We start from the raw sequence: 12,094 nt of genomic DNA, 5'->3' as shown, positions 1-12,094 counted from the left end.
GCCGGCAAATCATTAAGATATCGAAACAAAATAACCGCAGCGAGGGCCGCCGCAGTCACTGAGACCAGCTTCAGAATCGTTAGTCTCATGCTTTCTTCCCCAAGGCAGGACGGACAGCCGCAATCCGATGCGCGCTACTTCCGGTTCGGGCCATACACCTCGAACCAGCATCAGGGTAACGCGCCCTCTTGCCCTGATCTTCATCCGTTTAAATTAGGGGAAAACGTTGACCTGTCGCGCCCGTCAGCGCTTCGGCGCTTCGATGTAACCGCACTTATTCACCTTCATCATCCAGACGGACCATGCGGCGTCACGGCCGATGTTTCTAACATTCATGCATCAGCTTGCGAGGCATGGGGATTTACATCATGCGTCCAACGCTGTCTGCCTCATCCGGAGTCATCGCACCCACGGTAGTGAGGCTGTTTCAGATCAATTCAGTTTAGAGCCAGGACTATGGAAAAAATTATTTACATCCTGTGGCGCGACGGTCAAATTCCCCCCCGACAGTGGAGTCGTACGTTGCGTACAGAACTCACCGACAGGCTTCTTTCTCTCGGTGCACACGGTATCCAGATCAATACGGCCGACACAGAGGTCGAGGCAGCCGCAGCATTGCGCCAGCAAAATACCTACCCCTGCATCGATGGCACCGCAGCCGTGTGGATCGATAGCGCAGTGCCGATGATGCGCCAGCCTTTCGATGACACCGTGCGGGCTATCGTTCCACATTGCGCGGCCTACCTTGTCACCGAATCCCAACTGATTCGCAACACTCGCTTTCCACCCAAAGCAGGCGAACGTACTCCTGGATTCTCACAACTCGTATTCCTGACACGGCCACCGCGACTCACGCATGAGGCATGGCTGGACGTCTGGCAAAACCACCATACCCGTATCGCCATCGAAACCCTCGATAATTTTTTATATATCCAGAATGTCGTGGTCCGACCGCTGACTCATGGAGCCCCTGGATATGACGCGATCATCGAGGAGTGTTATCCGGAGGCTGCCATGACGGATCTTTACGCGATCTTCAAGGCTGTCGGCGATGTCGATCAGTTCCAGCGAAATTTCGACGAGCTAATGCGCAGTTGCGCGCGATTTATCGATTTCGACAAGATCGATGTGGTTCCGACTAGCCAGTACGTCGTCAAGCCCATGCACGGTTGAGAGCGCCATGTATCAGCGCCCGTCACGTCACGATGGCCTCATCAGCGTGCGGTATATCCACCGTCGATCACCAGCTCTGCACCGGTCACATAGCTTCCTGCGGGCGACACCAGATAAAGAATGCCCGCAGCAACATCAACCGGGCTTCCGATTCTTGCGAGCGGCACCTGTGTGGCCATGTAGCCGAACGACGCTTCGGGGTCGCGTTGCATCTGCCGGAATGCTTCTTCAAGCATGGGTGTACGGATATACCCCGGGTGCACTGAGTTAGCCCGGATGTTCTTCGCTGCATAGAGCATCGCGTCGGTTTTCGCCATCATGCGCACAGCAGCTTTTGAAGCGTGATAGGCCGGGACGTCCGGCCCGCCGACAATCCCGTACATCGATGAAAGATTGACGATCGAGCCGCCGCCCGCTGCTTCGATGTGAGGAATCGCGTAACGGGTACAGAGAAATACGCCGTTTACGTTCACATCCATCACGCGCTGCCATTGCGCAAGCGTGATCTCGTGAGTCGGCAGGTTGGGACCATCAATACCTGCATTGTTGACCAGCACATCAAGCCTGCCGAACTGGCTGACAAGCTTGCTGAACGTCCGTTGGACCTCATCCTCACATGTCACGTCCAGCGGCCAGAAAGCAGCTTTGCCGCCAGCCATACCGATCTCCTCCACCAGTTGCCGTCCCTCGCTCACGAGCACATCGAGAATGGCAATGGCCGCACCGGCGGATGCCAGCGTGCGTGCAGTCTCGGCCCCGATCCCGCGCGCACCGCCTGTGATCGCGGCAACCTTGCCGTGCATGCCAAACAGTTTTTCCGTGAGATTCATGTCGTCTCCAAAATTTATGTACTTAATGTACGAACAACGCGTACCCATGATGCCATCGTCATTTCAATTCCAATTCCAGGCCTGCGAGAAACTCAAGACATGTCCGGTTGAAATAATCCCGATGCTCGACCATGACCCAATGGCCGCACTGGCTCATCAGCACGAAACGGGCATGACGGCAGTGTTCGACGAATTTGAGCGCACCCGCGACCGGATTAAACCGGTCGTCCGCGCCCCAGAAACCCAGCACCGGACAGCGTATGTCAGCAAGTGAAGCACTCAGGTTCGGAACACTCATGGTCGACAGCACCTCTACCGGTTGTTCGATGCACACCTTCATGCGCTCGTCGACCAGTGCATCGGTGACAAGCGATGTGTCATACACCAGAAGTTTTAGCAACTCGCGCATGGTGTCCCGATTCATCTGTCGATTCGTGAATAACTGGACCATTTTCTGGATGCCTGGCATTTCGAAATAGGTATCCCGATCTTCGACACCGCCTGGCGCCATCATGATGAGTGCCTCGACATCGGCTGGATACGCCAAGGCATACCCGAGCGCGATGGCCCCGCCTAGCGAGTTGCCGAGCAATACCGCGGGGCCAGCATTGAGCGCCTGCAACTGGCTGCGCAGTGCCTCGACGAAGAAGTCCAGCGTATAAGCCACATCGGCTGGTTTTGCTGATTGCCCATAGCCAGGCAGGTCTACAACAATAGCCCGGTAGCCTGCCGCCCAGAAGGCCGGGTAATTGTGTTTGAAATTGCTGAAACCGCTCGCGCCAGGACCGCTCCCATGAATAAACACAATAGGGCGGCCTGATCCTGTTTCGAAGTGATGCAGCCGCAAAGCGCCGGGCGTATCGGTGAAGATGCCGCTCGGGGCTGCAAGTGGGGGCGTCATGGCTGAATATCTCCGTCGTCGGATGCTGAAGTCATACCAGGATGATTCCTGCCCTTCCCACGCCTGGCATCATCCTTTCAGACTACGAAGAAGCACTACATTTTTTCTATCATCGACATCACTCTCGATGAAGGTAGCGCATGAACAGATTTGATTTCAGTGGCAAGACCGTGCTCGTGACAGGCGGTACCCGAGGCATCGGTCAACGCATTGCAGAACGGTTCCTCGCGGCAGGGGCACAGGTATTCGTTTGCGCACGCACCCAACCGGACACGCTGCCCGAATCCAGTGGTACCTCTGCGACTTTCGTTGCCGCAGATCTGCGCAACATCGAAGAAATCGACGGCCTGCTCGACACGATCTGCCGGGTAACAGGCCGCCTTGATGTACTCGTTAGCAATGCAGGCGGTTCGCCGTTTGTACGGGCTGCAACCGCATCGCCCCGGCTGACTGAATCGATCGTGCATCTGAACCTGATCGCCCCCTTGCACATCGCCCAGCGAGTGAACGCGATCATGCAGCGTCAGGCATGCGGGGGCGTCATGGTATTCGTCGCCAGCGTCAGCGCTTGCCGGCCGTCACCGGGCACTACCGCTTATGGCGCGGCCAAGGCTGGACTGGTGAATGCAGTCGCATCGCTCGCTATCGAATGGGCCCCCCGCGTGCGCCTTTGCGCGGTCAGCCCCAGCCTCGTGCTCACCGATGCCGCAAAAGACGGACATTACGGCAACGCCAGCGCGTTATCAGCAATCTGCGCCACGATTCCAGCCCGGCGGCTTGCTACCCCGGACGACGTGGCATCGGCCTGTCTCTTCCTGGCTTCAGACGACGCAGCCTATAGCTCAGGCACAAATCTTCGGCTTGACGGCGGAGGTGAGATTCCGGCTTTTCTGGCCGCCAGCGGGATGCACGAAGCCTTCGTGGAGAAGTCATAAAGCGGTGTCACCAGGGGCAAGCGCCTAATCCATTCTGATGATTTCCCCCCATCGCATGGGCTCTAGACTCTGTATGCCTAATTCATAAGCAGAAAACGGAGACAGGATGGAGACTCATGCAATTCATCGTCGTCCGCCCCCCATACACAAGGCAAGCATTACATGCAAAGCGTTGCTATGGGGCGCGTGCGCCACCACCATCGGTACACCGGCCTACGCTGGCGATACGATCAACCTGGGTACGGACACCACGCTCGATTACACCTTTACGCTCGGCTACAGTTTGGGCATGCGCACCCGTGCGCCAAGCGGAAACCTGCTTACGCCTGCCAATGCCAACGGAGATGATGGCGAGCGTAACTTCGGAAGAAACAAGCCCATCGAGAACCAGGTCAGCCTGCTGGGGGAGGTCAATCTCAAACACGATGACTGGGGTGTCTTCGTTCGCGCCAACGTGTTCTACAACCAGGCTTATCACCGCCCCAACAATAACGATTCACCTTTTACGGTGAACCACAACGGGGCTTACAACCAGTTCACGAGCGATGCCCGATGGTTCGCGGGAGGTTATCCGCAACTACTAGCCGCCTACGCCTACAACACCTTCCACCTCGGCTCGACCAGCCTGAACGTGAAAGCCGGTGACCAGGTGCTCGCATGGGGCGAAAGCGTGTTTTTTCCGAACATCGCTGGCGCACAAGGGCCGACGAATGCCGCCCGCTCGTATGTCGCAGGTGCCGAGGTCAAAGACATCCTGTTGCCCGTGCCGCAAATTTCGACGCAATGGCAAATCACGCCCAGTTTTAGCCTGCTTGCGTATTACCAGTTTGCCTTCATCGCAAACCGGCTGGTGCCCCCTGGTGGTTACTGGAATTACTCGGATATCGTGGGGCCAGGCGCCCAGTTCATCATTGGCCCCGGCGGGATCCGGATTCCGCGCGGCAACGACATTCGGCCCGGGAACAATCAGCAGTGGGGTGTAGGTGCCCGCTGGCGCGTCTTCGGCGACACGGAGATCGGTGCGTATTACCTGCACTACAACGACATGAACCCCAGCGTGGTCATGACGTACTCTCCGGCGCTGCAATACCAGCAGAAATACTTCGACCACATCAAGCTAACGGGGCTGAGTTTCTCGAGTCAGGTCGGACCGGCCAGCGTTGCCGGAGAGACCTCCTATCGGCAAGGCGCGGCCGTACTGGTGAATACGCCACTGGGCGCGGCTCCAACACGCGGTGACGTGTGGCAATCAAACCTGTCCGCTATTTATTCGATCGGGCCCACCTTCCTCGCGGGATCCCAGACGATCGTCGCGGAAGCCTCGTATGTCCATGTGGGCAATGTCAAACCGCTTAACGGCTCCTCCCAGCTCTACAACTCACGGAATGCCGCGGCGGCCGAGATCGCCTGGACCCTCAGCTACAAAAACGTGTTCAGTGGCTGGGACCTCGACGTTCCCCTCACGTACGCCCATGCGTTCACGGGCACCTCGTCTCTCACCGGCGCCTTGGGATCGTTGACCGGCTCAGGCGACCACCGGGTGACCGCCGGCGCGACGTTCACCCGGCTCAGAAACCTGACGCTGTCGCTGGTCTACGCGAAATTCCTTGGTACACCGAATCCCGTCACGCGCCCACTCGCCGACAGGGACTACATCCTCGGTACCGCCACCTATCGTTTTTGAGCAGCGAGACCGCTCGTCATTCAGCAATGAGGATCTGTCATGAAACGAATCCGTATCACCCTCTTTCAAGCATCCATCCTGACAACATGTGCGCTCGTCTCGATGACGGCATTCTCGAAGATCACTGCCGAAGACCTGAAGGCGCTCGACAGCAAACTGACGCCGCTCGGCGCGCAGCGTAGCGCAAGCAGTGACAGTGGCGTGCCAGCGTGGAGCGGCAAATGGCTCGGCGCACCGCCTGATGTCAAGTACAAGCGGGGCGAGCGCTATCCCGATCCGTTCGCCGACGAGAAGCCGCTCTTTGTGATAACCGCGCAAAACATGGCCCAGTACGCGGACCATTTAACCGACGGCCAGAAAGCCATGTTCAAGCGCTATCCCGACACATTCAAAATGCCTGTTTATCCGAGCCACCGCGATTTTCGCTACACGGATGCGGTGTACAAGGACATCCGCACGTATGCGGCCGGCTCCACGATGACCTCCGATGAAAACGGTCTCATGAATGCACCGCCGCAGGCACCCTATCCCATCTCGCCGACTGCGGCGCAACTGCTATGGAACCAGCGAATGTCATCGGCGATTGGTGCCGAGCAAGCGACCTACGATCAGGCCGTCGTCTACCAGGATGGCAACATCGCATGGGGGAAGGTGCGTTACGACATCTTTTCACCGCGCAACCAGGGGGCGTTCGATATCAAAAGTGACTTGAACAATCGCTCGTTCTACCGCATGGCAACGCAGTTGCCATTGAGCGAACGTGGCACGCTGATTGTCGGCTTCCAGAACTGGGACAAGGCCGGTGCCGATAACGCATCACGCACGTGGGTATACAACCCCGGCACGCGACGCGTGCGTCAGGCGCCTGAGTATGGCTACGACCAGCCGGAAGGTCCGGGTGGGTTTCGCACCGTCGATGACGACCGTCTTTATAACGGGCCAGGTGACCGTTACGAATGGAAGATCATCGGCAAGAAAGAAATTTACGTGCCCTATGACAATTACAAACTGATGGACAGCTCGATCAAATACAGCGACCTGCTGACCAAGGGACATGAAAACCCCGCCTATATGCGCTACGAACTTCATCGCGTCTGGGTCCTGCAGGCAACGCTCAAGCCGGGCTATCGGCACCAATACGCGAAGCGGGTGCTGTATCTGGATGAAGATTCATGGATCGCCCTGCTCGCCGACAACTATGACGCGCGCGGCACGCTGTGGCGCACCAACCTCGCCACGACGGTCTATGCGTATGACGCGAAAACCTTTTATCCCGGCGCGGCGTTCTACCACGACCTCATTTCGGGCGCTTATCTGGCTGACCGCTTAACCAACCAGGAACCCATGCCGAAGCTCAACGATAGTCCGCAATTCAACGAGGCTTATTTCTCGCCCGATGCGATTCGTGGATCGGGTAACTAACTAGCCACGCGATCCAGCCTGTTTCGAACTGCCCAGCCAAGGCCCGATCGTCATCGCGGCAACGTCGCAGGTCACGCTCGTCATCTTGAGGAAATCCTTCATGTCTTCCCCTTTGCTGAGCGCGCTTGGCGACGAACTCTATGCCGCATGGCGCGCTCGCACGCCGGTCAGCCCATTGACCGCGAGGCCGCACCGTCTGTCGTTGCATGACGCTTATTGCATCCAGCAGCGCTTTGTGGAGCGGCGAATCACACTCGGCGAGAAGGTCGTCGGGAAAAAAATCGGTGCCACCAGCAAGGCGGTGCAGGACATGCTCGGCGTGCATCAACCCGATTTCGGCATCCTGCTGTCCGGCATGCACTACAAAACCGGGAAGCCGATTGACATCTCGACGCTGATTGCACCCCGCGCGGAGGGCGAGATCGCTTTCATCCTCAAGCGTGACTTGCGTGGGCCCGGTGTCGAGCGGATTGACGTGATCAACGCGACCGCATCTGTCGCCCCTTGCTTTGAGATTGTCGACTCACGCATTCTCGACTGGGCGATCCGGATTGAAGATACCGTCGCGGATAACGCATCGTGCGGCGTCTATGTGCTGGGCGAGGAACGCGTCGATCCGCGCGCCGTTGATCTGGCCGCCTGCATGATGACGATCGACAAAAACGGCCAGTTAACCGCGCAGGGACGCGGCGATGCCGTCCTGGGGCATCCCGCCGATGCCGTGGCGTGGCTGGCAAACACGCTAAGCGAGTTTGATGTTCCGCTGCGGGCAGGTGAAATTGTGTTGTCGGGTTCGCTCGCCGCCCTGATCCCCGTCATGGCAGGCGACACACTGTCGATGCGCATCAACGGCATCGGTAATTGCACGGTCAATTTTGTCTAACTGAGGAAACAAGGTGCAAAAAATCAGATGCGCGCTGATTGGTCCCGGCAATATCGGCACTGATCTGCTCTACAAGTTACGACGCTCCTCCCTCCTTGAGCCGGTCTGGATGGTTGGAGTCGACCCGGCCTCCGACGGCCTCGCACGCGCCCGTGAATTGGGTTTGAAGACCACCGATCGCGGCGTTGATGGCCTGCTGCCGCACATTCTTGAGGATGACATCCGGATTGCCTTCGATGCAACCTCGGCCTATGTGCACCGCGACAACGCCGACAAGCTCACCGCGCTGGGCGTGCGCATGATCGATTTGACGCCCGCGGCGATAGGCCCATTTTGCGTGCCGCCGGTCAATCTGGACAGCCATCTTGGCGCTGACCAGATGAACGTCAACATGGTCACATGCGGCGGCCAGGCGACCATTCCCATGGTGTATGCGGTCTCCCGCGTACAGCCTGTCGCCTATGCTGAGATCGTCGCAACCGTGGCCTCACGATCAGTCGGGCCGGGTACACGTCGCAATATTGACGAATTCACGCGCACGACCGCTGACGCGATAGAGCGAATCGGCGGTGCGCGCCAGGGCAAGGCCATCATCGTGATTAACCCGGCCGAGCCCCCGCTCATCATGCGCGACACCATTCATTGCCTGACTGACAGCGCCCCCAATGCGAGGCGCTCAGCGCATCCGTGCACGCCATGGTCAAGGACGTGCAGCACTACGTCCCGGGCTATACGTTAAAAAACGGCCCCGTGTTCGATGGCAACCGGGTATCGGTCTTCATGGAAGTCGAAGGTCTTGGAGACTACCTGCCCAGGTACGCCGGCAATCTTGACATCATGACGGCCGCTGCCGCTCGCACCGCCGAACGCTTTGCTGAACAGATGCTGGCCGTCGTGGCCACGAACGGTTAAGGAGCCGCGCCATGTCCGTTACAGGAACCTCAATTACCGTCCACGATATGACGTTGCGCGATGGCATGCATCCGAAGCGGCATCAGATCTCACTGGAGCAGATGCGCACGATTGCGCGCGGCCTGGATGCGGCTGGCGTGCCACTCATCGAAGTCACGCACGGCGATGGGCTGGGCGGTGCATCGGTCAACTACGGCTTTCCCGCGCATTCCGATGAAGCCTATCTAGGCGCCGTGATTCCCGAGCTCAAGCAGGCCAGGGTTTCTGCGCTATTGATACCGGGTATCGGCACCACCGATCATCTGCACATGGCGCATCAACTGGGTGTCGGAACCATTCGCGTGGCGACTCACTGCACTGAGGCGGACGTCGCCGAACAACACATTAGTCTCGCCCGCACGCTCGGCCTGGACACCGTCGGCTTTCTCATGATGGCGCACATGTCATCGCCGGAGCATCTAGCCGAACAAGCCTGTCTGATGGAATCGTATGGAGCGAACTGCATCTACATCACGGACTCCGCCGGATACATGTTGCCGGACGACGTCACCGCGCGTATCCGCCAGGTACGCGATGCGCTCAAGCCTCACACCGAACTCGGCTTTCATGGGCACCACAACCTTGCAATGGGTGTGGCCAACTCGGTCGCGGCAGTCGCGGCTGGAGCCCGCCGTATCGATGCAGCCGCTGCAGGGCTCGGCGCGGGCGCGGGTAATACGCCCATGGAAGTGTTTGTCGCCGTTTGCAAACGGATGGGCATTGAAACGGGCGTCGACGTGTTCAAAATCGCCGACGTCGCGGAAGATCTCGTCGTGCCGATCATGGACGCGCCGATTCGTATCGACCGGGATGCGCTGACACTCGGGTATGCGGGCGTCTATTCGTCTTTCCTGCTTTTCGCCAAGCGTGCGGAAGCGAAATACAAGGTGCCAGCACGTGACATTCTGGTGGAGCTGGGACGCCAGCGCCTCGTCGGCGGCCAGGAGGACATGATCGAAGACACAGCCTTGACCATGGCAAAGGCGCGCAGCAACGCCACCTGAATCCCTTCTATTTCCGGGGACTTCGCAGCGGATGTGACAAAGACCGATTTTTCTGTGTGATTGACTGAACCCAGAAATAACGCAGCGATGTCGTATTCGTTCTTCCATCGTTTCAAAAAGCGGTTGATATGAACTTCAACAAATCAAACGAACCCCACCGTGAACTTCAATCGCGGAGCCGGCGCAAGTTGTTGCAGCAAACGGCTCAGGGAACCCTCAGTACCTTGCTGTTACCCACCGCCGGAAGCTGGTTGCTGGCGGCATGCGGAGCCAGCCTCTCTCCACCGGCTAGCGCGGTAGTCCGGAAAACGCCTGTGCTCGCATCGGTCGATAACTTTCGTGATATGGCGGGTGTCGACGACGACCAGGCCTACCCAAGCGCGATGGGACAAAAATTGCGTCGCGGGGTGTTCTATCGCTCTAATGCGCTTACCCCAACCGCAGCGGATCTCATTACGCTGAACATGCTCGGGATCAAGGCCGTTTATGACCTGAGAACCCCAGCGGAGATCGAAGCGGCCCCTGATATCCTCCCTTCTGGCACGAGCTACATCAACATCAATATAATCGGCACGCCAAACTACACGCTGCCGCCCTTGGCTTCGCCTGCAGATACGGTTGCCATGATGGAGCGGGTCGAGCAGAAGTTCGTCACCGATACGGACGAATGCTCGCGTCTTGGTCAATTATTCACAGCCCTCGCCAACGGCCCGGATACGCAGCTCTACCACTGCACAAGCGGCAAGGATCGTACAGGCTGGGTCGCCGCCGTGCTGCTAACGCTTGCCGGTGTGCCGCAGAGTGTCATCGTTCAAGACTATCTGCTAACGAACACCTATTCGGCGGCGTCTATTCAAGCGGCTCACGAACGCAATATCGCTTCATATGGACAGGCCTACGCGGATATCCTTTATCCCACACTCGGTGTCCAGCAGAGCTTTCTGGATGCCGGGCTAGAGCAGGTCATGGCGAGCTATGGTTCGATGAACAACTACATCACGACAGGTCTGGGCCTGAGCGCTAGCACGCAGACGCGGCTCAAAGAAAAACTGCTGGGCTAAAACAAAAACAAAAAATAACCCTGTAGCGTCAGATATCGTCCATCTTTTCCTCAAGGTCATCCGCCAGCCGGGTCTGACGGATGACGCATCACGACCGGCGACACCCAGCGCAGGGCGACTCACAGGCTTACATGAGCCGCCCTCGCGCGCCCCTCACTCCTCGAACACGTGATGCAATGCGTGAGGAACCGCCCCCTCACGAACCTTGATCTCGAACACCCTGCGCGCGATGCTCGACGGCCTCACGTCCGCAGCATCGAGATAGAACTGGGAGTACCAGTCACGCATCTGATACAAAGGTCCATCGCCCTCGCACAAGAGCGGATTGTCGATCCGGATTTTGTTGTGCCAGATATCCACGTCTTCATAGAAGGCGTTTTGTGCCTCCTTGACGTAAGCCGCGGCAATTTCCATATTTTTCTCGTCCGACAGGCCCTCCACTTTTTTCACAATCACGCCATAACGCAACTCGAAGCTGTTCATGTCAATCGGAACGTGGCAGTTCAGCAGCACTGAATGGATCGGCTGGCCATGGCTTTGCCCCGTCATCTGCGTAAAGTGCACGGCCGGCCCGAAGTAAGTGGACAACGCGATCAGTTGATCATCACCCAGCCGCTCACTGCGCCCAACCAGCAACTGCGTTGCTTTGTGATCCTCAAACAGGTTGGCGAAATAATCGACGGGTGCATGGTGCACTGTGGCGAAGTGCGCCATATCAGAGATGTTGTCCACCAGTTCGCGGCAGTGGGTCTGAATCACCATCTTGTCGATGATCCAGTCTGACCATTCTTGCGAGAAGCAGACGTCAATACGCGGGATTGCGGCCGCAAGCGGTGGTGGGTTGCCTTCCGGATCGTGCCAGACGAACAGGAGGTGGTTCTGTTCACAGGTAGGCCAGGCGCCAATGCGGGCCTTTGGTGGAATTCTCTTGCAATAAGGAATCGATGTGCACTGCCCCGCTCCGTTCCATTGCCAGCCGTGAAACGGACACACCAGCGTGTCGCCCTCCACCCTGCCGAGGCTCAGATCGGCACCCATGTGTGGACAGTACGCGTCCACGATGTTCACCTTGCCGGATGTGTCAGCGAAAGCAACAAGCTTGCGGCCAAAAATAGTGAGCGTGTGGGGCTTTGCATCACGGTAGTCGCGGGCGAGCCCGAGACAATGCCAACCGCGGGCGTAGCGCTCGATGAGAGGTTGGGCTTCGATTCTGTAGGGACGTGCAGACATGAGAGTCTCCTTTCTTAACG

Annotated in this window: 10 protein-coding genes and 1 pseudogene; 8 read left to right on the top strand and 3 right to left on the bottom strand. The window is 58.0% G+C overall.

Annotated features, from left to right (window positions below; all coding sequences use genetic code 11):
• Nucleotides 1-456: 456 nt before the first annotated feature.
• Complete coding sequence (locus tag GH657_RS04155; protein WP_153099553.1) at nucleotides 457-1,173, top strand: EthD domain-containing protein; 717 nt, start codon at nucleotides 457-459, stop codon at nucleotides 1,171-1,173.
• A 41-nt stretch (nucleotides 1,174-1,214) separates the two neighbouring features.
• On the opposite strand, the gene GH657_RS04150 is transcribed toward GH657_RS04155, so the two are convergent.
• Nucleotides 1,215-2,003, bottom strand: coding sequence for an SDR family NAD(P)-dependent oxidoreductase (locus GH657_RS04150; protein WP_153099552.1), 789 nt, complete (start codon nucleotides 2,001-2,003; stop codon nucleotides 1,215-1,217).
• Nucleotides 2,004-2,061: 58 nt separating this feature from the next.
• Nucleotides 2,062-2,904, bottom strand: coding sequence for an alpha/beta fold hydrolase (locus tag GH657_RS04145; protein ID WP_153099551.1), 843 nt, complete (start codon nucleotides 2,902-2,904; stop codon nucleotides 2,062-2,064).
• A 140-nt stretch (nucleotides 2,905-3,044) separates the two neighbouring features.
• Here GH657_RS04145 and GH657_RS04140 point away from each other — a divergent pair, with 140 nt between their 5' ends.
• From GH657_RS04140 to GH657_RS04110, 7 genes and pseudogenes are all read left to right on the top strand, one after another.
• A complete protein-coding gene (locus GH657_RS04140; RefSeq protein WP_153099550.1) occupies nucleotides 3,045-3,839 on the top strand; it encodes an SDR family oxidoreductase in 795 nt (264 codons plus the stop codon).
• Nucleotides 3,840-3,945: 106 nt separating this feature from the next.
• Nucleotides 3,946-5,523: a DUF1302 domain-containing protein gene (locus GH657_RS04135; protein ID WP_153099549.1), complete on the top strand. Its 1,578-nt coding sequence runs from the start codon at nucleotides 3,946-3,948 to the stop codon at nucleotides 5,521-5,523.
• 39 nt (nucleotides 5,524-5,562) lie between these two features.
• Entirely contained in the window at nucleotides 5,563-6,945 is a 1,383-nt protein-coding gene (locus tag GH657_RS04130) for a DUF1329 domain-containing protein (RefSeq protein ID WP_153099548.1), read from the top strand.
• Nucleotides 6,946-7,045: 100 nt separating this feature from the next.
• Entirely contained in the window at nucleotides 7,046-7,828 is a 783-nt protein-coding gene (gene dmpE, locus GH657_RS04125; RefSeq protein ID WP_153099547.1) for a 2-oxopent-4-enoate hydratase, read from the top strand.
• 13 nt (nucleotides 7,829-7,841) lie between these two features.
• Nucleotides 7,842-8,740, top strand: a pseudogene (locus GH657_RS04120) (acetaldehyde dehydrogenase (acetylating)).
• 11 nt (nucleotides 8,741-8,751) lie between these two features.
• Nucleotides 8,752-9,783: a 4-hydroxy-2-oxovalerate aldolase gene (dmpG, locus tag GH657_RS04115; RefSeq protein WP_153099546.1), complete on the top strand. Its 1,032-nt coding sequence runs from the start codon at nucleotides 8,752-8,754 to the stop codon at nucleotides 9,781-9,783.
• Nucleotides 9,784-9,911: 128 nt separating this feature from the next.
• Nucleotides 9,912-10,844 (top strand): tyrosine-protein phosphatase, encoded by a 933-nt coding sequence (locus tag GH657_RS04110; RefSeq protein ID WP_153099545.1) that lies wholly within the window; start codon nucleotides 9,912-9,914, stop codon nucleotides 10,842-10,844.
• 153 nt (nucleotides 10,845-10,997) lie between these two features.
• Here the strand turns inward: GH657_RS04110 and GH657_RS04105 are convergent, their stop codons facing one another.
• On the bottom strand, nucleotides 10,998-12,074 hold the full coding sequence (locus tag GH657_RS04105) for a 3-ketosteroid-9-alpha-monooxygenase, oxygenase component (RefSeq protein ID WP_153099544.1): 1,077 nt from the start codon (nucleotides 12,072-12,074) through the stop codon (nucleotides 10,998-11,000).
• Nucleotides 12,075-12,094 lie beyond the last annotated feature (20 nt).

Source organism: Paraburkholderia hayleyella (assembly GCF_009455685.1).
GTDB lineage: Bacteria > Pseudomonadota > Gammaproteobacteria > Burkholderiales > Burkholderiaceae > Paraburkholderia > Paraburkholderia hayleyella.
This window is presented reverse-complemented; position numbering and strand designations above follow the sequence as displayed.